The 24,405-nt window shown below is 49.6% G+C and carries 20 protein-coding genes; 5 read left to right on the plus strand and 15 right to left on the minus strand.

Going from position 1 to position 24,405, the window contains the following annotated elements:
• The first annotated feature begins 44 nt into the window (after nucleotides 1-44).
• The gene (locus FIU95_RS03205) at nucleotides 45-965 is read left to right on the plus strand and encodes a dimethylarginine dimethylaminohydrolase family protein (protein WP_152451424.1); all 921 of its coding nucleotides are present in this window, start codon (nucleotides 45-47) and stop codon (nucleotides 963-965) included.
• A 378-nt stretch (nucleotides 966-1,343) separates the two neighbouring features.
• Nucleotides 1,344-2,123, plus strand: coding sequence for an enoyl-CoA hydratase (locus tag FIU95_RS03210; RefSeq protein WP_152451426.1), 780 nt, complete (start codon nucleotides 1,344-1,346; stop codon nucleotides 2,121-2,123).
• 36 nt (nucleotides 2,124-2,159) lie between these two features.
• Here the strand turns inward: FIU95_RS03210 and glpQ are convergent, their stop codons facing one another.
• The 15 genes from glpQ to FIU95_RS03285 form a co-directional block, all read right to left on the minus strand.
• Nucleotides 2,160-3,257 carry a glycerophosphodiester phosphodiesterase gene (glpQ, locus tag FIU95_RS03215; RefSeq protein ID WP_172975308.1) on the minus strand — a complete coding sequence of 366 codons (1,098 nt, stop codon included), beginning with the start codon at nucleotides 3,255-3,257 and terminating at the stop codon, nucleotides 2,160-2,162.
• A gap of 193 nt (nucleotides 3,258-3,450) precedes the next feature.
• Nucleotides 3,451-5,082 (minus strand): long-chain fatty acid--CoA ligase, encoded by a 1,632-nt coding sequence (locus FIU95_RS03220; protein WP_152451430.1) that lies wholly within the window; start codon nucleotides 5,080-5,082, stop codon nucleotides 3,451-3,453.
• A 355-nt stretch (nucleotides 5,083-5,437) separates the two neighbouring features.
• Complete coding sequence (locus FIU95_RS03225; RefSeq protein WP_152451432.1) at nucleotides 5,438-6,898, minus strand: M48 family metalloprotease; 1,461 nt, start codon at nucleotides 6,896-6,898, stop codon at nucleotides 5,438-5,440.
• 28 nt (nucleotides 6,899-6,926) lie between these two features.
• Complete coding sequence (locus FIU95_RS03230) at nucleotides 6,927-7,589, minus strand: hypothetical protein (protein ID WP_152451434.1); 663 nt, start codon at nucleotides 7,587-7,589, stop codon at nucleotides 6,927-6,929.
• Between the two features lie 11 nt (nucleotides 7,590-7,600).
• A complete protein-coding gene (locus tag FIU95_RS03235; protein WP_152451436.1) occupies nucleotides 7,601-8,269 on the minus strand; it encodes a hypothetical protein in 669 nt (222 codons plus the stop codon).
• A gap of 23 nt (nucleotides 8,270-8,292) precedes the next feature.
• Nucleotides 8,293-9,297 carry a VWA domain-containing protein gene (locus FIU95_RS03240; protein ID WP_152451438.1) on the minus strand — a complete coding sequence of 335 codons (1,005 nt, stop codon included), beginning with the start codon at nucleotides 9,295-9,297 and terminating at the stop codon, nucleotides 8,293-8,295.
• Nucleotides 9,294-10,376: a vWA domain-containing protein gene (locus FIU95_RS03245; RefSeq protein WP_152451440.1), complete on the minus strand. Its 1,083-nt coding sequence runs from the start codon at nucleotides 10,374-10,376 to the stop codon at nucleotides 9,294-9,296. Before FIU95_RS03245 ends, FIU95_RS03240 begins: the two co-directional genes overlap by 4 nt.
• The gene (locus tag FIU95_RS03250; protein WP_152451442.1) at nucleotides 10,366-11,670 is read right to left on the minus strand and encodes a hypothetical protein; all 1,305 of its coding nucleotides are present in this window, start codon (nucleotides 11,668-11,670) and stop codon (nucleotides 10,366-10,368) included. Before FIU95_RS03250 ends, FIU95_RS03245 begins: the two co-directional genes overlap by 11 nt.
• A 47-nt stretch (nucleotides 11,671-11,717) precedes the next feature.
• Nucleotides 11,718-12,512 carry a MotA/TolQ/ExbB proton channel family protein gene (locus FIU95_RS03255; RefSeq protein WP_152451444.1) on the minus strand — a complete coding sequence of 265 codons (795 nt, stop codon included), beginning with the start codon at nucleotides 12,510-12,512 and terminating at the stop codon, nucleotides 11,718-11,720.
• A 25-nt stretch (nucleotides 12,513-12,537) separates the two neighbouring features.
• Nucleotides 12,538-12,750, minus strand: a complete 213-nt coding sequence (locus FIU95_RS03260; protein WP_152451446.1) for a hypothetical protein — start codon at nucleotides 12,748-12,750, stop codon at nucleotides 12,538-12,540.
• Nucleotides 12,751-12,763: 13 nt separating this feature from the next.
• Nucleotides 12,764-14,854 (minus strand): SUMF1/EgtB/PvdO family nonheme iron enzyme, encoded by a 2,091-nt coding sequence (locus FIU95_RS03265; RefSeq protein ID WP_152451448.1) that lies wholly within the window; start codon nucleotides 14,852-14,854, stop codon nucleotides 12,764-12,766.
• A 274-nt stretch (nucleotides 14,855-15,128) separates the two neighbouring features.
• Nucleotides 15,129-16,682, minus strand: coding sequence for a lipopolysaccharide assembly protein LapB (locus FIU95_RS03270; RefSeq protein ID WP_152451450.1), 1,554 nt, complete (start codon nucleotides 16,680-16,682; stop codon nucleotides 15,129-15,131).
• 95 nt (nucleotides 16,683-16,777) lie between these two features.
• Complete coding sequence (locus tag FIU95_RS03275) at nucleotides 16,778-18,001, minus strand: hypothetical protein (RefSeq protein WP_253868827.1); 1,224 nt, start codon at nucleotides 17,999-18,001, stop codon at nucleotides 16,778-16,780.
• A gap of 17 nt (nucleotides 18,002-18,018) precedes the next feature.
• Nucleotides 18,019-19,185, minus strand: coding sequence for a hypothetical protein (locus FIU95_RS03280; RefSeq protein ID WP_152451452.1), 1,167 nt, complete (start codon nucleotides 19,183-19,185; stop codon nucleotides 18,019-18,021).
• Nucleotides 19,186-19,350: 165 nt separating this feature from the next.
• Nucleotides 19,351-20,646, minus strand: coding sequence for a tetratricopeptide repeat protein (locus tag FIU95_RS03285; RefSeq protein ID WP_253868830.1), 1,296 nt, complete (start codon nucleotides 20,644-20,646; stop codon nucleotides 19,351-19,353).
• A gap of 589 nt (nucleotides 20,647-21,235) precedes the next feature.
• Here FIU95_RS03285 and FIU95_RS03290 point away from each other — a divergent pair.
• From FIU95_RS03290 to FIU95_RS03300, 3 genes are all read left to right on the plus strand, one after another.
• Entirely contained in the window at nucleotides 21,236-22,303 is a 1,068-nt protein-coding gene (locus FIU95_RS03290) for a branched-chain amino acid aminotransferase (RefSeq protein ID WP_152451456.1), read from the plus strand.
• Between the two features lie 385 nt (nucleotides 22,304-22,688).
• Entirely contained in the window at nucleotides 22,689-23,285 is a 597-nt protein-coding gene (locus FIU95_RS03295; protein WP_152451458.1) for a Yip1 family protein, read from the plus strand.
• 180 nt (nucleotides 23,286-23,465) lie between these two features.
• A complete protein-coding gene (locus FIU95_RS03300; protein WP_152451461.1) occupies nucleotides 23,466-24,401 on the plus strand; it encodes an alpha/beta hydrolase in 936 nt (311 codons plus the stop codon).
• The last annotated feature ends 4 nt before the right edge of the window (nucleotides 24,402-24,405 follow it).

Genomic DNA, 24,405 nt, shown 5'->3' on the forward strand with positions numbered 1-24,405 from the left:
TCTGCAGGACTGGCTGTGGTCCTATAAACCGATTTGGATTGATCATGAGTGAATTTACCTTGAAGTACCGCAAGGACAACGGCGGTACAGCTCCACTGACTAACTGGGGAATGGACTCCGAGTACGGTGTATTGCGTGATGTATTAATCGGTCCCGTGGATAATTTCAGTTGGCGCACAGGAAATGCCAGTGCCCGTCGCGCCGAGCGCTTGGGAATGCAGTTCGACCACAAAGTGGCTGAGGCGCAACACAGAGAAATGCTGGATGCCTACCGCCATGCGGGAGTGACTACCCACCTGATTCCGGCAGACAGCAGCCTGCCTTACCAGATCTATGGGCGTGATTCTTCAGTAATGACCCCCTGGGGGCCAATTGTTACGCAAATGTTTAGCCCTTGGCGCCGGGGGGAGTGGGCTCCCATCGTCAAGAAGTATGCTGAACTGGAAATTCCCATTTACGATGTCATCACCGCCGGCTCTTTGGAAGGTGGTGATTTTATGGTGCTGGAGCCGGGAGTTATTCTGTGTGGTTATTCCGGTGAGCGCACCAGTCCCCAGGGCTTTGCACAGATGAAGAGCTGGGTAGAGAAGGAGGGCTGGGAAGTGAAAGGCTACCAGTTTGATCCTTTCTTCCTACATATCGATGTTTTGGTGGCGATGTTGGCGGAAAAGCTTGCGGCTATCTGTGTCGATGCCGTAGAACCTGAGTTGGTGCAGTGGTTCAAGAGCCGCAATATCGAGATTATCGATATTCCCTTCCCGCAAGTGCTGGAGCTGGGAGTCAATGTGGTGGCCCTGGGGAATGATCGAGTGATGCTGCCCAAAGCCAATACCGGCCTTGCCGAGAAGTGCAGGGCCCACGGTCTGGAGGTCATTGATCCAGATATTTCCATGATTACTCCCGGAGGAGGCGGCGTTCACTGTATGTGCCAGCCTCTACGCAGAGATTCCGCACTAAAGCCTTAATCGGCAATCTGAACGAATAGCCCGGTGTCAATGTTCTACCGGGCTATTCCCGTCAACGAATGTGGTTGTTTATGAACTCGCCTCTGAGGGTGCAACGGTTAATATGAATCGCCTGCCAAAGGCGGCTCGCGGCTATTTACCTGGATATCAAGCCTTTTGTGCTAACTAATAAGATGAAAGTTGCTACCCTTTGTGGGCCGCAACACAATTTTACGCCTATTAACTGTAATTAGCTGTTTTCGCGGTTGCACGCTTAGGTATCAATCCTATTAGTATCCCGGAAAAACGAGTAAGAGCTCTGTGTTTACTCGCGGCTCTGTTTTTTTAGCCACTAACGGCTGTCTATCAGTCTCAAATGATTCGAACCCGGAGAACATTATGCAAAGCGCATGCGCGGAAATTCAGGCCCAGGTCAACGAGCGTATCCTGGAAATAACTATCAATCGCCCTGAGCGCAAAAATGCACTGACCATGGTGATGTACACCGCCATGGCGGAGCTCCTCAATAGTGCTGTCAATAATAGTGATATCCGCGTAGTTATCCTTACTGGTGCTGAAGGTATTTTTACCAGTGGTAACGATTTGGCAGATTTTCTCGGTGGCTCTGCAGAGGGAGAGGAGTCTCCTGTCTTCCAGTTTATGAGTGCGCTCTACAACTTCCCGAAGCCAGTGGTTGCGGCCGTGAATGGTCCGGCAGTGGGGATCGGCACCACCATGCTGCTGCACTGTGACCTGTCATTTGCCGGTCATGATGCCATGTTCCAGATGCCATTTGTGAACTTGGGGCTTTGTCCTGAGTATGGTTCCAGTTATCTGCTGCCCCGTATTGCCGGTCACGCAAAGGCATCGGAGTTGCTGCTGTTGGGCAAAAAGTTCAGCGCTCAAGAAGCGGTCAATATTGGTATTTGTAATGAGGCAGTTGATCCAGAACAGGCAATTGTACGTGCTCGCGAAGTGGCTGTTGAGCTAGCAGCTAAGGCACCGGCTGCCGTGCGCCTGTCTAAGCAGTTACTGCGCCGCGCAACTCAAGAAAAGGGGTTGGAGTTTATTCAGGAGGAGGGCCGCCATTTCCAGGATCGTCTCACTTCTGAGGAATTTAAAGAAGCGGCAACCGCCTTTATGGAGAAGCGTCCTGCAGACTTCTCTAAGTTTGATTAGGAAAATGGCCGCTTATGCGGCCATTTTTTTAGTTGCTCAGTATCCGCGTCTTCTATGGTGTGGACGGGAAAGGTAATTGACAGCTTGATCGGGCTGGTCCGTGAAAATACCATCCACTCGCAGTTGATAGGCGGCAAAGTGGAGAAATTGGTTAAAGCTTTCGAATTCCTCTGGCAGCTTTTCCGGGTCGGCGCGGAAAGTGTAGGGGTGAACCTGAAGGTCCCTGCGATGGGCCCGGCGAACCACATTATTTGCCCTTGGCTGGCCATTCTCAACTTCCATCAACATGGGGTACCAGGGGCCGATGCCATCGGCATAACTGGCAATTTTACGTAAGCCGCCACGCTCCAGCATCCAGTCGTAATCGTAGTTTTGGATGGTGCCGTTAATTTCAATCAGTTTTTCTCCCCAACTCGTTGCCGCAATAAGCTGGACTAGGGGGAGATCCATATCCATTACGGGCATTAATTCAAACTTAATGCGTTGTAATTCCTCGGCATCGAAGCTCTGTAAGAAAACCTTTTGTTGCTTGTCGCTGTAACCGTATTCCTTGAGTTTTTGTAGGGCAATTGCAGCGATATCTTTGCCTTCCCAGTGGTGAAAATAGGGTTTTTTAATTTCAGGATAAATACCGATATCGTAGCCAAGGGATTTATTTAAGCCCTGTATTAGTTCCAACTCTTCTTCGAAAGTGGATAGTTGGAAGCTGGACTTCCAAAGAGGAAAACGATGTGGATATTTTGCCTGAGGGCCGTCTTCGCCTATAGAGAAGACTTCGCTAACCTGGAGTTTTTTTAGCTCTTCTAAAGTGAAATCGATCGTGTAGTAGTGCCCATCGTCACGGGCGCGCCCAGGAAATACATCCGCCACATTGGTTGTACTATCGAGATAAATATCATGCATCACAATCAAGTGATCATCTTTGCTAAGCACCAAATCCTGCTCGATATAGTCCGGTCGCATGGCATAGGCCATGGCTTTCGCTTCGAGAGTATGCTCTGGTAAATAAGCCGATGCACCTCGATGTGCGATGACCATAGTGGTCTTCGCAGCACCGACGTTGTTGTCGGCACAAGTGATGTTCGCAGTGGCTGAACCGATGATCAATAAAGTAGACAAAATTCTTTTGAACATTTGCAAGAGATCCCAGATAAGTGTGGGAAGCTTTCTAGCAAAAGAATATGACAGAGATATATCAGCGCGAAGGAAGCTCAATAGAGTGTGAACCACAGGGCATTTAGCTATTGCCATAGGCTTTAAGAAGTTAACCGGGCTGACTGCCCGGTTAGTCGGGGGGGGCGAAAATACTGAGCTTTATGCCGAGGCTTTATACTGATACCTCCTGGGACCATAGGTGTTGGGAAAATTGTTTTCGCAAGTCTTTTTTGCTGATTTTTCCCGTAGCGGTATGAGGAAGTTCTGCGGTGATGATGCAATCATCGGGAATCCACCACTTCGCAAAACGTCCATGATAGGCGCTGAGAATTTTCTCGGTTTCGGGTTTCTTGCCCGTCTCTGGCACAACGATCAATAGAGGTCGCTCGGCCCATTTTTCATGAGGTACCCCTATAACAGCTGCCTCGGCGACACCATCGAGGGTCATGGCAAAATTTTCCAGCTCTATGGAAGAAATCCATTCCCCACCAGATTTGATCACGTCCTTGGTGCGGTCAGTAATGGTCAGGTATCCAGCAGGGTCTATAGTGGCTACGTCTCCGGTATCAAACCAGCCATCGGCGGTAAGGGCTGACTCCTCTGCTTTATAGTAGCGCTCGCAAACCCAGGGACCCCGCACCTGCAGTGCGCCAAATGCAGTACCGTCGTGAGGTAGGGGGCTACCTAGGGGATCGACAATACGCATTTCCACGCCAAAGCCAGCGCGCCCCTGTTTTAGGCGCAAAGCTTTGGCTTCACCGGCCGACAATTTGTTGTCCACTCGAGCATTGTAGGTGCCTAGAGGGCTCATCTCTGTCATACCCCATGCATGGTGTGTGTAGACACCATGCTTTTCCTCAAATTCTTCCATAATGCTCCAGGGGCAGGCAGAACCGCCGACGACCACGCGGTTAAGGCTGGGGATGGTTGCCTCGGTTTCGCGCAGGTATTTGAGTAGCGCCAACCAAACCGTAGGCACGCCTGCAGCAATAGTGACAGACTCCTGCTGCATAAGCCGACTGAGTGTCTCGCCGCAACCCATTTTGGGGCCGGGTAGTACCAGCTTGGCACCTACGGCTGGTGCCGCATAGGGAATAGACCAGGCATTGACATGAAACATGGGAACAACGGGAAGGATGGCTTCATTTTGCCGAATGGCGAACACGTCCGGCATTAGTACCCCGTAGGTGTGTAGTGTCATCGCGCGGTGGGAGTATAGTACGCCTTTAGGATTGCCCGTTGTGCCTGAGGTATAGCAAAGTGCCGCAGCACTCTGCTCATTCAGTTCCGGCCATTGGAAATTGCCGGAATGATTATCGAGAAGTTCCTCATAGCAAAAGTAATTTTCCAGAGTGCTCTGGGGCATATGGGCTTTATCGGTCAAGATTATAAAGCCCTCTACACTGGTGAGCCTATCGGCAAGTTTCTCAATGAGTGGAACAAAAATAGGATCAATAAACAGCCAGCGGTCCTCGGCGTGTTCGATAATGTAGTGAATTTGTTCAGGGAATAAACGTGGATTGATGGTGTGGCAAACAAGCCCGCTACATGATGTTGCGTAGTAAAGTTCAAAGTGGCGATGATCATTCCAGGCTAGAGTACCAATACGATCGCCGCGTTTGGCGCCCAGTCGGGATAGTGCCTGGGCAAGCTGGGCGGAGCGTTTAAAAGCTTCTTTGTAGGTGTAACGGAATTGTGGATTATCTGCAGTAACAGAGACTATTTCACTATTGGGTGAATTGCTTAAGGCGTGTTGCATGATACCGATGAGGGTAAGTTGAGACTGCATCATCATGCCGTTCATTTAAAGCTCCTATTATTATGGTTATGCCTACTTTCAATACTTAATCTATGGAATATAGAAAAAGGGATAATCTCAGGTTTATCTATTCTTTTGGGCTTCTAACTAAATAACATTCTGCCTTGGATATAAGAGGTCACTTACCTTTTATGCTCAATAATGGTATTTCTTTCTCAAAGAGCTTGGAGCACAGAATGCTCTACACCCACCCTTATTATTAAGTTACCTCAACAAAGGGATAGTAGATCCGTTATAGACCTCTCGCACATTGTTATCTAATTCTTTGTGCAATTTGAACTAGATATACAGAATATCGACATGATTGCCAAGGGCAATTGTAAGAATTGAGCTGTATTTCTTATTGTATTATTTTAATCCACTCACCGGGTTCCGGTTCGCCGCGAGGATAATAGCCATTGAGTAGTCGCAGCTGCTCCTCTGCATACTCTCCAATTTCCATATGCCGGGCCAAAGAGGAAAAAGTGGTTTTTTCTGTGGCTTTAACGTAGCGCAGTCGTCTAATATCCTTCTCCACAATATCCGTTTCTCGCAAGGGCCTAAAGCTGCGAATACTGGTTAAAAACATGGTGTCATATTGTTCCAGATCATCCTTTTTATGGGATGATGAATCGGTAATTTTACCCTCCAGCATGAATTGCCGGCTTCCATAATAGATAATCGCAACCCTATCCGGATCAACATTTTCTTTTTCCACTGAGGGGACTTTTCCTGTATAGCCCTCTAGTCGATATTGATTCAGTTTTTCACTTTGTTCCAGCTTGCGTATATCATACTCTTCCCTTAAGGCCATATCTGCGGGTTGATTTCCTTCGCGTTTAGCGACCTTAATAGTAATAGTTGCTGACTTGTCTGGGGCTGTGCCTACAATGGAGGAGCGCTGATTATCCACTGTCCAGCCATCGGGAAATAGTAACGAGAACCCCAGGCGCTTGTGATTAAAACGGTTTTTATTGGACTGCCTGGCATTATCGCCATAAATTAGGCCATCGGTTTTCTCGCGATAGTAGGCTACTTTTACATCTTTGCTTTCTTCGGGCAGAGTGCCCGCTGCCTTAACCACTTCCTGTAGGCGAATATCGTTCCTGGGGTGAGTGGAGAATACGCCATGATACGTCTGCGGCTTCTTTCCCTCGATACGAGCGCGTCTACGGGCAAAGGTTTCCTGGTCTTTTAATATGCCCAGCACACTGATCATAGCTGTGGGGTCATAGCCGGCCTTGAACATATACTGAGCACCGAAGCGGTCAGCCTCTAATTCCATCTCCCTGCCATAACCTTTTACCGCGGCGGTACTCCAGAGGTTGGCGGCGTCGCCAACAACCCGACTACCGGTAACCAGCACAGATAAAACTGATGCGGCACTGGCACCGGTGGCTGCAGTCTTCTGCCGTACGGCATGACGCGCAGTAATGTGCCCAATCTCATGGGCAAGAACGGCTGCCATTTCCGCTTCCGAGTGGAGGTAGGTGAGTAGACCGCGATTGATATAGACATAGCCTCCAGGCAAGGCAAAGGCATTGATATCCTGGCTGTCGATAATGGTGAAGTGATACTTGAGATCGGGTCTGTCACTGGCTGCTGCCACCTTTTGCCCTACATGATTAACATAGGCCGTGAGTACAGGGTCCTGGTAAATGGGAGTGTTTTCTATCAGCTCTTCATGCATTTCCTTACCAATAGAAATCTCCTTGTCCTCAGACATCAACACCAGGTCAGGGCGATTGGTGGCTGGATTGAATGCACAGGCTGTACATGCAGCAACCAGTATCGATACACACAGTCGAAAAACATTCAGCATTACCTCAGCCTCCCTGCTTATAGTTTGATTATGAACTTGTTCTTACTGCGGGTATTAAGAACTGCTGTAGTTGAACGGCCATTCCTTTGCAGGCATTGTTCTGTACTCGAGCGATCAAGGGGATGGGAATCACGATAGCGGGCATATAGGATGTACCTTTGGCGTCTGCGCTAAGTTTTCCAGAGAGCTCCCGGTCGCGAAAATCCCACACGGCGGCTTCATAATCGGATTCCTTGTCCCAGGTGCCGAAGCCAAAACAGCCAGCCCCGCCGGTACTGATGGTGCAGCTGATAGAACCAGCACTGGCAGTGGTTTCTGTGGAACCGTCTATCCAGACTATGTATTTAACCCCATAGGACTCCATGCGCTCCCGAACCTCTTTATTCTCCATCAGACGATCGAGTGAACGGACATGCATTGGTGCGGTTCTGGGCTCGAACCAAGGGTACATAATATCGACAAACTCTTTTTCGGGGATAATGTTAACCCCCATTTCCGGGTTGTGAAGCTCCCTGCCGACACAGGCGATAAGGTTAGGTTCTGTTTCATAATCACTGGAATGACGACGTCCTAGTATCACTACGGAATCCCCAGCTGCGAGCTCACCATCGCTACGTCTGTACTCATCAATAACTACGGTGGTACAGCCGCTGAGGATTACCAGGGTTAAAACAATAAATGGCTTGAACACAATAAAATCCTCTATTCAGCCTGTGGGGACTTCACTTTAAATTCCTGTAAAGAGGCAGATCTGACCTTGCCAGAAAGAAATGCCTGTAGCTCTGGTACCTTCTCAAAACCTGTATACAAAGTTGCCCCAGCATCCCGCAGGGCGATATTGATAGCCTGAGTTAAAGCTTGCTCCTGAGACTGCAGAAAGGCTGTCGGTGTCTTGCCGTAAGCGGTAATCACCCAGCTGGCCACCTGGTTGCCCTGGGAGTCATAGGCGTTCATGTCATACTTGATCCAGACCTCAAAAATATTGACCCTGGTCTCTCTAGGCATGGTGAACTGGAGTTCACGGACCTCCGGAACTATGACTAGTTCTACATTGGCGGGCACATCCTTAGGGTATTCAGATAGAGAAATAGTGTTAATAAACATGGAGCCGAGAACCGTTTCAAATAAATTTTCCTGGGCTCTGCCAGTGTTTATCTTCCACTCTTCACGGTCTTCACTATCTTCTTGGTAGGTGTAATTTTTGAAATCCTCGCTGAGGTAGATTCCTACAGAGAGAGGAAATTGATGGCCTACAGGGGCTGGATAATTTCCTTCAACCTGAACTGTATGTGAGCAGGCTGTGACAATGAGAGAGAGAAGAACCACAATCGCCAGATGAAATGTGGAATCCTCCTTTATCCTGTACTTCATGAATGACTCCTGGTATCAATCAGCTAGCGAAAATCATTAAGTCCAACAAAAGTACCACCATTGCGATAAGTCAATTCCCGCATCAAAGCGGCAAAGCGAAGCCCGGTAGTTTGTAAATGTGGTGGTCTGGAAAATTGTATGGGAAATCCCACGGCGTGAATGCGAATATTGCGCTTGCCTTCTCCATGCTGGGCATTGACCCGGTCCACTGCCAACATGACATTGCGTATGGATTTCCCGGTAAACTCATCCCCGAGCACATAAATACTGATTTTTTTGCTGGGATCGTAAAAACTGCGAACGGCTTTTTGTATGCCTTCGACGGGGCTGGAGTTACTAAAAGGGTTCCAGGTTTTTAATCGTTGAAGAATTGCCTGGCGGCGCCCAGGGGTATCGGGGATCCATTTATTTCGGTAATTAAAGAACATGTAGTCACCCATGTCATTCATTACCTGGATGCCTTTGACATTAGGGTAGAGATCAAGAGTATTAACCATTTCCGCCATCATGCGGTCCCAGCCGTAATTAAACATACTGCCGGAGGTATCGATAATAAAAAGAATGTACTCACTATCGACCGGTATACCGCCGATGACATTGTTTTTGCGCTGGTAGTTTTCACCGAGTAAACGGCGCATTTCTTCCGTCATTGATTGCAAAGCGATGGTCAACTCACCCTTTAACTTACCCTCTTCACTTTGGCCTTCGGTTTTACTGGCGTAGACTGCTTGCAGGGCTTCCAGCTCTCCACGAAGGTTGGCTATGCGTTTGCGTTCAATATCAATTTGTTCGCGCTTGGCATTGAGATCCCGATTGAGAACGGTCGTTTCTCCGCGAATCTCTGCGATTTGTTGTTGAAGCTCCATAACTTGGGCTTCCAGATCTATCTCTGCCTCTTCAAGAACAATGGGCTCGGCGGTTTTGGCAATCATCAATAACAGCACAATGGCGCCAAACCCACAACAAATTACATCGAGAAAGGAAATGCTAAATTCTTCCTGACGTCTTTTCTTGGATGAACTAATCATGGCCAGTCTCTCGAGGGTGCGAGAAAAGATCCCTGTGTTAGCATGGCCAGCTTCCAGAATTCACTGGCAGCAAAAGGGTCGCCCTCCATGGGAGTGAGAATAATGTTGACTGGGACATTTGCGGGAAGCACTTTCACCGCTTTTTTAAACAAGTTACGCCGCTCCCTGCCAGAGATGGTGGCACTTCTGGGCGGTTTCATACCTTGGGTAGGCAGACCATCGGTGATCAGAATAATATTATCGGGTAAAGGCGTCATGGCGTGAATGGCATTGAATACCCTTTCCAAGCTTGTGCCCTTTTCTGGCACGATTTCATCCAATTGTTTGATCGCTTTATCCAACTGGTCGCGATCATCCACATTTAGCCAGCGGTCCTCTGTTCCCGCAATTGCGGCGCGAAATGATGTATTGAAAGTATAGATCTGGTACTGGCTGTCTGGTGGTAGCTGGGCGGTAAGCCAGGAAACAGTATTAATAGCCCGTCGCCATTTTTCTGTTTGGCGTTTAACCCTTGAGGACATATTTCGGGCGCGAATGACTTTGATTAACTCATCACCAAGCATTGATGCTGAGGCATCAAGTAGGATCAAGATGCGGTTGCCGCCAAGGCGAAGCCCGGTGAGATACTGTCGGTCGCCATCGCCGGTATATTTGCGAACATTATTGCCGAGTTTCTTGTTCTCATCTTCCAGGTCTTTTTTTGCCTGTTCCAATTTCTTGAGCTTGTCTTGTAATCTTTTTATGTCTTCCTTTTCATCAATACTATCCACTTCGGCAATATTGCCTTTTACTTCTTCAATTTGTTCGAGAATACGGCGTGCCAGCCCCTGGGCCTCAACCAGCTCATCGCTGACGATATCCAGGGTGTTGCGTGCCAATACAAGGTGTTCTTCGCCGAGCTCAACTTCTTCCTGTAGCAGGTTTACCTCAGCACTCAGATCCTCAGTTTCCACCTCGATTTCGTGATCGGAACCATGCTTGATGATGAGGAAAATTAAAGCAACTGCACCGAATCCACAGGACATGATGTCCAGAAAAGACAGACTGAATGTGGAAAAACGCCGCTGTTTACGTCTCATAGCGTTCTACGCTGATTGCGGTTATAACGTCATGCCGGTCTGCAATGCCGATTTTATCGCCGGCGTTGAGATTAACCGGTGCAGCAATTTCTTCTCCATTGAGCATAAGGCGAATTCCCGCATCCACTCTTAATGCCAAGCGTCCCGCATGGTTGGTAACGGTTGCCGCAGGATGTTCTGGGGGGGTAGGTGTTACTTGGAACTTATCCTCATGCCAAAAAACAAACAGCGGTTGTTGTGCCGCAAGAGCGCGATGACCATATAGCAGGTGCGTCGCCGCAGCTTCCGAAGGTGCTTCCAGGTGCAAGCTGATTTCACTTTCTGGAGCCGCGCTGACACTATTAACCAGCCGCAATGCAGAATCTTGACTGCGAATCTCTTTCCATCGATTTTTAATGGATTGGGCTGTACTGTCTCTGGCGAGAAGATGCATACGTTGAGCTAATTGCATACCTCCGGGAATTTCTGACCAGCGGTGGGAAATAAAGCTCACACTGTTGCTGTCGGCAAGATTTTCGATCATTGCCCGCACACGGGAAAGAATGGGGGCTGTGGCATCTTGAAGTTGGCGCAAGGATATTTTTGCCGTTCGATCATCCAACTCAGCAAGAACCTCTCCCTGGCTCATAGCACGGCCGACCCATTGGGGCATCAAGTCGTATAGTTGTTGTTCAGATTCAGCGGAGTGCAGTGGGTCAAAACGGCACTGCATTATGAAGGCATCGGTAAACACCCTTGCCCAAGCTTCATGAAAATGGCATAGGCCTGCATCGGCAACGCTCTCTGCCGATTTTACGGTGGCGAGTTGATCTACCGAAATGCGGGAAATCAGAGTTTGATGTAGTTGTAATTCCACATGGATATGCAGTCCGGCTGGGGCTAGGTCGCCAACAGCTGCACTAGCCGAATCAACGAGTCCGACCACATTCATGTTACTTTCTTTGATGATTCCGAGCAGTAGAGCCAGTTGCTCACGGGTAAAGTTTCCGGGCACCGCTAGTACTAATTCTTCAGGGAGGTCGCAGTGTTCGGAGATCTCCTGTAAGTGGCAGTAAGCCAGGTCGGCGTGGTGGCGGCAGCGCTGGTTGGCGGATTTTAGTGATTCCAAGCTGAGTCTCCGCCAAAACTGGTTATTAACCTGAGTGGGGTGACTGCGTGCACGCATTTGTGCCGCGGTGCCGATATGGATTCGACCCGGCTCAATTACCGCGATGCCAGGGCTTTCCAGAACTTCCGTAGTGCCGATAAAAACTCTTAAACCACAGTCATTGATTTCAAGGACGCCTTGTCCCATGAGGAATTCCTCGCGGCCAATATCCGAAATGATGGTTTTGATGGTAGTTAGCTGATTTTAAGGAACCTCAGCAGGCGGTTGTCACAATAATTCTGCGTGTCCAGCACCAGTCTCTCTTGCATAAGCTGTAACTGATGGGTGAAAAACATAATGACGATACTGATTACTAGGGCAATAAAAGTGGAGTTAAAGGCGACACCAAGGCTCACGGTAACACCGGCAATATCACCTTCCACTGCCTTGTGGGCCTGAGATAGTGCTTCGCCAATACCGCGTACAGTTCCAATAAATCCAATAGAGGGGATTGCCCAGGTGATATAGCGAACCATAGCCAGTTCCGAATCGAGTCGATCCCCCTCTGTTTCGCACACCTCTTTTACCGAATTGGAAACGGCAGCCACATTTCGGGTCGATCCGAATCGTTGCAGGGCGGTGAGCAATGCTCTGGGCACGAGATAACTTCGCTCCTCTTCGGGTAGGGCCTGTATGGGGCGGGATAGGTCTCGGGTGTCTTCCGGTAATATGGGTGTGCCCTCACTGATATTGAGCAGGGCTTTATCGAGTAATTTACGCTCGCGCATACTACGGCGCGCCTTTAGGCCCATAATCGCCATGGCCCAAAGCATCAATACAAAACAGGCTTCCTGTTCATAATCCCTCATTACGATGTACATAGAGCGCTGCTGTATATAGGTTTCCCCTGCGGCCTCCCGAGCGAGTTGCTCTTCTATAAGCGCGTCTGCATTGGGACGGATGATGGCAACATAAATGGCATGCACCAGGATAATGGATCCCAGAAGTGCAAATATCTGGAAAATAAAGTCTGAGGATTTGAATTTCATGACGGTGCCCTTGGCGGCTTCTCTTCTAAATATCCACAGGATAGGAAACGGATAAATCTTCAGAAATTTCCTCTGAGGATTTGTAGTCATCAGAGCGGTTGCTCTTGCGTTTTCCTTTGTTTTTCTCTGGCTTTTCCTTGTTGGCTTGAGCAATGGTTATCTCATCCGTATCTTCTTTCTCTTGGGCAAGTAAATAAGAGGGTAAAAGAATGATGAGTACTAAGATGATTCTGAACATCTTCTCTCCTTCCTTAATTAATCCAGCGAGCCACTCTGAATCCAATATCGTTTCGGGGGGCTTCACCATAATCGCGGTAAGATAAGCGCAGCTCGGTTAACCCTGAGTGACGCCAGCTGGAGCCTCGAATTACATGGTAGTCACCATCTTGTGGCCCAATCGGGTTTTCTTCCACGCGAGATGTGAGTCCGGTACCAATGGTATATAGGTCGTGAATCCATTCAGATACATTGCCTCCCAGATCGTAAATACCGAGAGGATTTGGGCTGTAGCTGGCGACGGGTGCGGTAGCCGCATAGCGATCACTATAGGTGCGCAAGACCGCCGGTATGAGTTTTGCGGCGTGGCTGTCGGCGTAGTTGCCGGAGTTGGCACCGATGGGCAGTTCATTGCCCCAAGGGAATTTTCGCATAGTGCCTTTGTCATAGCGGGCCAACCAGGCCCACTCGGCTTCTGTGGGCAGACGGTAGCCGTCTGCCGCTGAGTCAAACCCAACTATTTTTCCACGTTCAGTCAGATAGACGGGGTTTAGACCGTCGCGCTCACTGAGCCAGTTACAGAACAGGGCGGCATCAGCCCAGCTGACATTGACGACGGGAAGGTTGTCATTATCCAAACTAACCCCGTTGACATGCCTTGAGGTGTGCATGCGTTTAAAGCGGCGGAATTCTCCATTGGTTACTTCCGTGGCTCCAATATAAAAAGGACGGTTGAGAGAAACCTGTCGCATTACCTCATTGGCACGGCGTCCCTGTTCTCGACGTGAAGAACCCATGGTGAATACGGCATTGGGGCGCATTAACTTCATCGTGCCGCCGGCAGCATGACGGTAGGACGATGGAACTTGCTGCCAGCGAGCCTGTTCTTTGGTTAACAATACAGCGCGTACTGTTTGCTCTAACTTGTCACTGGGGATTACGCGGGTATCAAATGCTTGATAACCATTTTTCCTGACTTCAATACTGTGACTCTTGGTGGGAAGATTAAATGCCTGGCCGCTTCTCCCCGCGTACTGCCCATCGATATACACTTCTGCATCGGAGGGAACGCTTGTTACAAACACTCTTCCGTAGACGGCATTTAAATTAATATTGAGGTCACGTTCCATTCCGGCGGAAAGGTCTATTGTGTGCTCAACAGAAGCATAACCATCTTTAAAAAATCTCAGTCGATGGGTTTGCCCCGATGCTAGCTCGAGTTCCAAGGGCGCGTGACCGCGAAATTCGCCATCTACGGTAACGCCGGCACCCTCGGGAGTTGTAACTACTCGCAGTAGTCCATCGGCTGGGCCGAGATTGACTGTGGGAAGTGTTTGATCCACACCGGCAGTGACGGCTATTGGGACATCGACCGTTTTATGATCCGGTAGGGAAATGGAAATAACTCTATCGCCCTGTACCAATTCTGTATTGAGTGGTGTGGTACCGAGAACTTTTCCATCGGCTGTAACAGTGGCGCCAGGTGGGTTACTACCAATACGTATATTGGCCCAACCCGGTCGCAGTTTGGCCTCCAGCCTGTGAATATTATCTAGCCCTTCAATTTTAATCTCCCGAGTAAAAGGCAGATAGCGGTCGGAGAGAACGGTCACCCGCAATGATCCTGGGCGGATATTCTCTACCAGCCCATTTTTATTGGGGACCTCATTGCCATTGATCAAAACTTTGACTGGAACTGGAGGATCGGTTTCTACTTGCAGATGGCCGGGAAGTTTATCCAACGTTACCGAGTGGCGACTGTGCCCCTCGCTAGCTACTTCCACTTCGCCAGTCTCGGGTAAATATCCTTCTGCGCTGATGGTGTAATTGTAACTGCCTGGAAGCACCAGGTGCCCATCTCCTAATGGCAAGGCAAAGCCTTCAATACTGACATTGGCGTTTTTGGGCACGGTTTCAAATATCAAAGAGCGGGCGGCGACTAAATATATCAGTGCCAAGAGGCTCAGTAGCAAACAGGCCACCACAATCATTGCGCGCTTGGAGAAAAACAGGCGAACACGGGTAGAGCTGATCTGAACAGGTGTAAAACCTATGGGTTCGATGAGTGGGGAATCATCGACAGTAGGTTTCTCATCACGGACAGGGATTGCCTCTTTCACTGCCATTTATGCTTCCCTATTGCTGTGTCGTTATGGATTTATCGCAATATCCTGGCACCGATGAGATAGACTCCATCGTACTAACGCCACCAAGGCTGGGGTGGATGTTTTTTGTGTGAAACAAAGCTTAGCTCGCTGCTACCAAAGGGATGGAAGTCAGCGAGACGTTTGTCACAGAACACCTCTTGTCCTGTGAATGAATCCAGTGATTCAATTCAGCTGTCGCCCCTTGCGAATATCCGATTTATTAGATTTTCTTAACTCTCAGGGGTTCTTGTATTCAGCTATTATTAGCGCCATTTACTTTTTCAGCGCACTGAATGACTACTTCGGTGACAGGCTTTCCGGGCTTAACAATAAACTCACGCCTGACATCCCGATATCCGTCGCGTGTGCCAACAGCGGTATATCGACCCGGTTTTAAAGCAATTTCACGCTGATCGAAATTGCCCAGCCGTCCCACATGGTAAATAGTGACACTAGTGCTACGGTCTGATTTGAAGCGAACAGGGAGAGGGATTAATGCCTGGGTAAGCGCATTTTCCAGATCTTCTATTTGCTGGACTAGACGCGGCGTTTGCGTGTTTACTTTGCGGGCATCAGCGAGCACTTTACGGGCAAAGTGGTTGCGCTTGCCCTCACTGAGAGTGAGAGGGTCTTTGAGCAGCTCTTGTAATTGGTCATCTAGCTTCGCCCTGGCAGAAGATCGCGCTTTACCTGTGACCGCAGTGACCAGGCTGCTGTCTTTCTTCAGTAAAGCGGTATAACTGCTTAGCGCTTCGTGCCAATCTTCTTTTTGTTCCTGTGAACGAGCTACGTTTAATAGCTTGTTGATCTTCTCCCGCTCTACGCCATTTTTAGCTTGTTTTAGACCGATGGCGGGTGCTTTGGCACTGGGTTTTAATGCTTGGGCTTGATTAAAAAACTGCTTTGCAGATGAATAATTCTTATCGGCGATGGCTGCATAGCCTGCGGACATAGCCTTTTGATAATCCCTATCGGTAATTTCTATTTCTACCTTCGCTAATAAGGCCTGAGCTTGAGCAGTTTCGGGGTCTATCGCGAGTGATTTTTTCAGGGAAGACTTGGCTTGGTCCAGGTCGGAGGCTGAGTAGGCCTCTTTAGCCTGAATGAGCCTCCACCAGGCAATGGGTAGTTTATCGGTCCGTTCTCGACCCCTTAGACCTCTCGGGTGATCTTTAGAGATTGTGAGCACGAGTTCAAACGCCGTCATTGCGGAATCCCTTTCCCCAGCGTTCAGTGCGCGATTGCCTTCGGCAAGGTGCGCCTCAATACGCTCGGGAATACTGTCACGCAATGTTTCCAGTGCCTGTAGAGACTCCTGATATTTTTCCAGGGCCTGCTTAAATTGCCTTTTCCGATAAATACTATCGGCTTTTAATGCCAAGTCTTCAGCTGCATAAAATTCTTCGAAGGCCCATAGTTCTACTTGGCGTTCTTTTAATTCCTCTTTGACTGCGAGAATATCTTGCAGGATCTTTTGCACATCCCTGCGTTGCTGCATGATCTCGGCATCGGAATAGGGTGATGCTTGAGCCGGGCTCTCATCAGGGGCGGTTGTTGTTTTGGCAACCGCGGTTTTATCGGGCTGTAATTTCGGAGTCTGCACAACCTGGGGAAGTCCCCAGAAAACACCCACCAGGCCACTGAGCATGACGGCCCCTAACACAAAGGGCCAGTAAGAGCTTTCCTTGCCCGGGATATCCTTTTGATGGCTGGAATTCTTTGTTACTCGAGCTTCCTCGCCGCCAAAGCTAAACTCTGCGGGCTCGATTGGGGTTGAATCTTCCTTGGCGTTATTGCGGTGCTGCATAGTGGTTCCGCCGTTTTATTCAGTTACCCTGCGAAGATCTTGGGTGCTTACTAAAGTTTAAAATCTGACCGGTTTACCTCGGTAGCATTTCTATTTCATATGCTGGTTTCGGAAGAAGCAGTTTCCGCTTCATAAATCTCTTTTAAGATTTCCCGCCACTGCCGATACTGGTTTTCTACCGTGCCGCTCAGGGTCACGGTGCGGTCTTCCAGCTCGACAATTTGTGGTTCCACCTCAGCTTCCATCGAATCTCCCAGTTCCTGTAAAGCTTCGACGTGCATCTTGGCATCGGCGCGACGATCAAAACCGCTCTTGATCAAGTAGCCGCCGGCACCAATGCCAACCTGACCCGCCGCCTGGGCGCTGCCGCCACCCGCACCAGCTGCGGCGATACCGCCAATAATCGCTGCGGCCCCCATAATTGTGTGATTGCGGGCTTTGCGTTTGAGCTCGCGCATTTGTCGGACCTCTTCATAGCTGCGCGCGCGCCACTCCTGATAGGGAACCTCCATTGTTTTGGCGAAGGTTCCGTAGTATTCCTGAAGCGTGTCCACAAACAGGTAATCGCGTTCGCGGATTTTTCGCACCCGCTGGAGCATAGGATCATTTTCTGCGGGCAGGGCACTCAGATAATAAATACCCTCCTGGCTTTGCTGCAGATAGCGGGTAAAGGCCTCGGGAGAAAAGCTTCTGGCGAAACGCATTTCAGAAATAGTGCGGATTTCGGCAATCTGTTGGTTGGACAGCCCCTGCCGATAATTCAACATGTCATTGGAAACCTGGTTGTAGATTCCCTGAAAGGCATCCCCTTCGGTTGGGTGCTTCCGATCATAGGCGTAGTGGGAGGCGTATTCGGAATACTCCTTGGTAAACCAGCGTTGGCCGCGCGAATCGGTAACCGTTACTTCCATGGTGAGAGTTTCACCGTCGGATTGAATAATCCTTCCTGAAACCGTCACGTCAATATTGGTGCGGGCAGAGGGAATCACTCTTACTGCACCCCACCCCAAACTGGATTGCAAAGAGTTTGCCAGGGTAACTGCCATAAAACGGGATTCAGCTTGGCGTAACTCGGGAAATATCAAAGTGTCTTCGTCAACTTCAACCGTATCAATGCCTGGATCAAATTGGATAACGCCGACGTCCAGCAGGCGCTCTTCCGCAATATTTTTGTCCTCAATAGTGAGGGGGGTAAAAGCGGTGGTTCGCACTTCGGTTGTGGTACATCCGCTAAGCAGTGTGAGTAGCAGCCCAGTTGTCATGACGGCGAGCCGTACAGTCTGCAAACAGCGGTAGTTGTTTCGAGCTAAAAGTGCCATCTATGCGTCCTCTGTAACTACTTCGTCGCATTTTTATATTTTCGATATTCTTCCCAGAGCTTTTCCCGTAATTCTGGATCGGTTTCCCTGGTAGCCGCTTCACGGATTTGCCGCGCTACTACGTCGTCATCGGTACCGTTTGGAATGTCTGCGGGAACCACTGGCTGAGAGCCCGTATGGTTGTACTCTCCCTGGCGACCTTTTGTGGGTAGGCCGGGGCCTGTTACTTGGCCGCTGGAATTGTTTTGCTGGGGGCCGCCGCCACTGGGCGCTCCGCTTCCTGGGGGGGCGGGGATTTCGGCTTCGGCAGATTCAATTAGGTCTTCCAGCGATTCTCCCGGTGGTGCCTCGTCCATAGCCTCCTCTTCAGACTCTTTGCCTGCAGAACCGGGTCTGTTGCGAACGTAATCACGTTCGCGAAGGATCATGCCATCGTAGCTCACCATGGTGGATTCAAAGCGACCTTCCAGTTCCGCGACTCTCTCTGCGGCGGTGCTGGGCGCTTCGTTAGGAGCGCTGCCAGTGCGGGCGGAACTGTTACTGGGCTGTCCACCTGTGGAAGCACTGCTGCTTGCGGACGAGCTATTGGACGCGGAGCTGCTGCTACTGCTACTCGTTGAGGCGCTGGAAGCCGATGCGGTTTGCTCCTCCTCGGAGAAGTCGATCTCGTCTGGCGGGGTGCCATCCTGTCCAGAGGAGGGGTCAGGAGGCATACGGCGTTCATCCGGGGATTCCTGTGAGTCGCTATAGACTGGGGAAGAGGGAGAGCCGCTGCGGGAATCTGCTGTTGGCATACTTTCTCCCGGTGAGCGCTCGCGGGATGAGCGCTCATTGTCACTGGAAGCCGCTCCCGAATTTTGCTGAGACTCCCTCTGTGCCGTTGGCATATTTGCGCTGGGTTGACTCTTAGAGTGGCTACCGGGTTGCCCACTACTGCTACTGGCAGATTGTGATTGGCTGGAGCTCTGAGAGCTGCTGCTGGATGATGAGGAGCTGCTCTGAGACTGGGATTGTGACTGTGACTGGGAGCTGGAAGAGGGCATCGACGGCATTGCCGGCGGTTGCGACTGGGTTTGCTGGCTTTTACATCCAGCAATCGCTGTGGCCAGCAAAGCAGCAGAGAACAGAGTGTGCCAGCTAATGCCCTGGCGGTGACTTTTTCGTACCGCTTTCCGAGTTGTCATCTCTTTTCTCCTAAAGGGCTTGGCGTTATGCCGGAGGCTGCGGAAAAATTTTTACGGCTCCCTGGCTGCCCAGAAAATGGCTGGTGTGGAAATTTAAAAGTAGTTGTTATTTGATTATTTGCGCGCTCTCCACAACCATCGGCCAGTAGCGGTAAAGAAAAATACTCAATCAAAGACAAAGCGTTGAACGATGCCGCGAGTTTCTACCGCTTCGCCATCTTCGAAGCGTGGCCTGAATTTCGCACGCTTAAGAATTTTTCGTACCTTGGATCGAATTTGCACTTTATCGGATGGGTAGGCTCTGAGAATTTTAATATTGCGTGCTTTGCCAAAGGCTGTGACATCGTAGGAAACGGTGATATGAGAGTTGGCTAAGGCCTTGCTCTCCGATTCCAATATCGGGAGGGCCGGAAGCGCGATGGGACGACCAAAAATGTCATCGATTTCATCGCTGGAGGCACCGTTATCCCAGAGTGATTTATAAGCCTCTCCATAAGTGCGACGTGCGGAATGCCATTTGTTGAACATCATATACCAGTCGCCCAATTCAACTTTTGCTTTTGCCGATGCGGCCGGAGGTGATTGGGGGTTTCGCTGGTAGACATCGACGATTCGGGTAATCGCCTTTTTACCGGTGTTGAAACTCTTCATCCGGTAATGATCAACCATACTGCGCTGGTTGATATCCGGGCCACCACCAAAGCTAGTATTGACGACGAGCGGTGCCTGGGGCTCTCCTTTGTAATTGGCCAGATAGTAATTCGTGGCTTTTAATCCGCGCAGTGCGTCTACCAGGCGCAGATCATTGGAGCCAAAATTTTTGGTGATGATATCCACCGCCAGGGTATAGAGCTTGGTGGCACTGATTAGGTGCTCGACGAGGGTCTCGCCTTTTTTCTCAACATAGGATTGTAGGTGCCAGCGACTCAGGTTATTGATGACAGGCAGCATTCTTGGATCTTTCTTGCCGTAATTTTTTTCGTACAGCCAGTAGAGATACTGTTGGTTGTCGTTGGCCTCTTCCCATTGATTTAAGGCTATCTGGCTTTCAATCAGGCGCTCAATCATCGGAATTTGACTGAGGGAATAGAGCCCCTCATTCACTCTGTTGACCAGCATTGCGCGGCGGAACTCAGTCGCGGCTTCCTCGTGCGCTCCGGCTTTTTGCAGCGCGGTGGCCAGGCCTAACAGCTGTTCATCAATGCCAACACCATAGGCGCCGTACTCGGCTTCCAAGTCTTCAATACGTTCGCGGTAATAGTCGACAGCCTCTGAGGGACGCAGCTGCCTTCGGGTTTTTTTCAGGGGTTTGGAGGCGGCTTCAATAAAGGCCTGGGGAGGAGCTTTGGAGTCCTGACTCACAGTGGCGTCATCTGCCGCAATGGCGCCGTTACACAGCAGTGCTGTGGCTGTAAACATCAAGCCGATAGCAAGGCGATTGCAGGTATCTATCTGTGTCACGATTGAACCACTTCCATTCCGGTTTACTTTGCCCACAGCTGTGCAATAGGCCTTAGCCATCACGCAGGGGGTGTGGATCTCGTCTCCGCCCGACCGCCGAAATACCGACAGATACGGTGGAAGCTCTCTCCTGAAATGTGGTTCTGTTACAACTCTGGGAGCCGTGTCATTTTTTACTCATAGGCCCATCAGAGAAGGCGCATCCGGAGGCTTATATTGCGCTCCTGGCTGCGTATTAAACAGTATAGCCAGCACCATCTGTCATCAGAGGGTTTGTGACGGAGACTTCGACCAACCGGTGAATTGGTTACCGGGATGCCTGCGAGCACCCTTTTGGTTTAGCAGCTGGGGAGAAATAGCAGTGCCGAAGGTCGGCAAGTAAGTGCCAAAAATTTTTAGAGTAAATTTATGTGACCACCTGTTGAGTTATGCGATGGAGGACGGAGGCGGCAATATCTGGATTATCATCCTATTAGGTGGGGTTTGATTAGGTGAAAAAGGCTAAATCGGTGGGGGCTGTGGTCAACACATTTGGATTGCTGAGCGACAGGCGCCATAATCAGCCGATTCGAATGAGAGGAGAGTGCCGGTGAGCATCTATATCGACCCCGAAGTGGCCGTGAGCCTGCGTGGATATGAAATGCCAGAGAGGTTGGGTTTCGGGACGGCAATGGCCCCTGTGATGTTTCGCGCCGTCTGCCAGGATGGCTGCTGGAGCCAGGGTGAACTGATTCCCTATGCTCCCCTGTCTTTAGATCCTGCAGCAAAGGTGTTGCACTACGCTCAATCGTGTTTTGAGGGCATGAAAGCCTATCGCACACAGGCAGGTGGTATCGCCCTGTTCCGTCCTGAAAAAAATGCTGAGCGTATGGCCTATTCCGCCAAGCGCTTGTGTATGCCCCCGGTGCCAGAGTCCCTGTTTCTTGATGCTGTGCGTACTGTCGCTGCCTACTGTGCCAACCTGATACCCGGTAATAGCGGTGAGTCGCTTTACTTGCGGCCTTTTCTGATCGGTACACAGGCGGACCTGACCGTGTCTGCCAGCACCTCTTATGAGTTCTATGTGATCGCGAGCCCTTCAGAGGCCTATCACTCTGGAAGTATGCGCCTCTGGGTAGAGCGTGAAGATGCACGCGCCGCTGTGGGGGGCACGGGGGATGCCAAGGTTGGAGGTAACTATGCCGCCTCCTTATTGAGCGTTGGGCGGCTCAAGGAGCGTGGTTACGATCAATCCCTGTGGCTCAACCCGGCTGATCGCAATCATATCGACGAGCTCTCCGGCATGAACTTCTTTGCGGTGATCGAGGGAAAACTGCATACGCCCGCATTGACCGGCTCAATCCTAGAGGGCATTACGCGCTATTCATTATTAGAGCTCGCCAAAAGTTTGGACTACCAAGTCGTAGAGGAATCCATCCCTATTGATAGGTTACTCAGCCAAATTGCCTCTGGTAGTTGCACCGAGGCTTTTGCCTGTGGCACCGCTGCTATTATCAGCCCAATTAGTGTTATTGGTGATGAAGAGCATTGTTACGAGCTGTACCAGGCTCCGGGGCCTGTAGCTGAAACCTTGCGTCAGGCGCTTTTGGATATTCAGGAAGGGCGGGCGGAAGACCAATTTAACTGGATGCAGTCTGTTGAACCCGCGTGCTTCTGAGCCAAGTTAAATAATAAAAAATAGCCAGCTGCGAATCGGCGGCTGGTTATTTCTCGGTAGGCAAATACTAGGTAAAAAACAAACGATATTGCCCCGCCTTTTTTCTTTCACTTTACGTAACCTGTTAGTGTCTGGGGTTGTTTGGTATCACCCTATGCATAAAAAATGTTTCTGCGAGAAACGTGCATGTAAGCATTCCCGCCAATTCCTTTTCTGCGGTTGACTTGAACGACTGTTGCTCCTACAAATAAATCGATACAAGAAGAAACACACTGGAGCTTTGTAGGTGGCCTTTTGGTGGTACCTTCATATTGACCAGCAGTTCCAAGATCAATTTGACTAGATAGGCCGCACTCAGAGTTTCAAAGAACCTGAGGAAAACAGAATGTTGACCCATATGTTCGGCCTTATGCTGCAACCTCGCAAGCAGTGGGAGCTGATCGGAAGCCTTCCTGAGAATAAACTACGCCGACAAATTCCCTACGTTGTTATTTTGGCGCTATTTCCTGCAGTCGCCTGGTATTTTGGTACTACCCAGGTTGGCTGGAGTATTGGTACTGGAAATCCGGTAAAAATAACCGGGCAGAGCGCCTTGGAGTTGGTGGCGGTTTTCTACTTTACGATGGTATTGGCGGTAGTCTCCATAGGGTATTTTATCCACTGGATGGCCAGGACCTATGGTGCAGAGACGCATCCAATGAAAGGTATTGTTGTGGCAGGGTTTACCGCTACCCCAATATTTTTAGCGGGTATAGCCGGTATCTATCCGGTGTTATGGTTGGATATTTTGCTGGCTACAGTGGCGGTTGCTTATGCGGTATATCTACTGTACCTAGGCATTCCTATTGTTATGGGGGTTTCTGAGGAGCGCGGATTTTTATTTGCCAGCGCGATCATCACAGTCTCCCTGGTTATCGCCGTAATGATTATGGTAGGTACGGTGTTGTTTTGGAGTTATGTGTCCGCTCCTGTTTTCCATTGAATTTACCTTCAACAGATTAATTTCTATGTTCTGCTACTGTTGCATGCCAGCCGGTCTTGCCTAGATCGTCTGGCATTCCTCTCTTAGTTTTTTCCTTTACTCAATATTGCCATAAGAAAGCTGTGCTATTTCTGAGGTGTGCACAATTAAAGAGAGACTGTTGCTCTTTGGAGGTTCTAATTGGGAAAGATAAATCCGAAACTCTCTGAATTTCTCAGAGAATACAATGAGTTGCTATTAGAGCAGAAAGCCAGAGATTGCCCTTTTAGTGTTATTGCTTCTCGAGATAGTTCGGAGAGGATGATTCGGGAGTACGTTACGGATATACCAGAGATTGAATGGGTCGTAGATGATGAGGTTTTTTCGTCGGGTTACACTGTGCCTGTGAGGATATTCCATCCTAATCCAGGTCTGGCATTGCCGGTGCTTTTATATCTTCACGGTGGTGGCCATATGGTTGATAGTGTAAAAGCCTACGATCCTATTTGTCGAAAAATGGCTATTGCATCGCAGCACATAGTGGTGGCCCCAGAGTACCGTCTCGCACCAGAAAACCCTTACCCGGCCAATGTTGAAGATACTTGTGCTGTAGCTCGTGGAATTTGGTCGACCCTGGCTCGGAGAAAAATTCACTGCCGTAAGGTTTTGTCTGTAGCGGGAGATTCTGCCGGCGGTTCCCTCTCAGCCACTTTATCTCACCTGGCACAGTTTGATAAAGGCATTGTGATCGAGAAGCAGGTGCTTATTTATCCATGTGTTGATTACACCGCGGAATGCCCATCCTATCAGAAATATGGTACTGGCTATTTCCTGGAGGCGGATAAATGTATCTGGTTTTTTGACAAGTACTTTAGGGAGGGGCAGTGTAGAAAAGTAGCCTCTCCATTGTATATGGATTTCACTGAGAGATTACCTAGGACCTTGGTGATTACCGCGGAGTTTTGTCCTTTATCTGATGAGGGAAAAATTTACTGTGAAAAAGTAATATCTGCAGGTGGATTTGCAAAAAATCTAAATTTTGAGGGTGTAATACACGGTTTTTTAAATGTTGAGGACTTGCTTAAAGAAGTGTGTGCAGAAGCATACCGCAGTGCAGGTGAGTTTCTTAATGGTTAATAAA

Origin of the sequence: Microbulbifer sp. THAF38 (assembly GCF_009363535.1) — a bacterium.
Taxonomy (GTDB): domain Bacteria; phylum Pseudomonadota; class Gammaproteobacteria; order Pseudomonadales; family Cellvibrionaceae; genus Microbulbifer.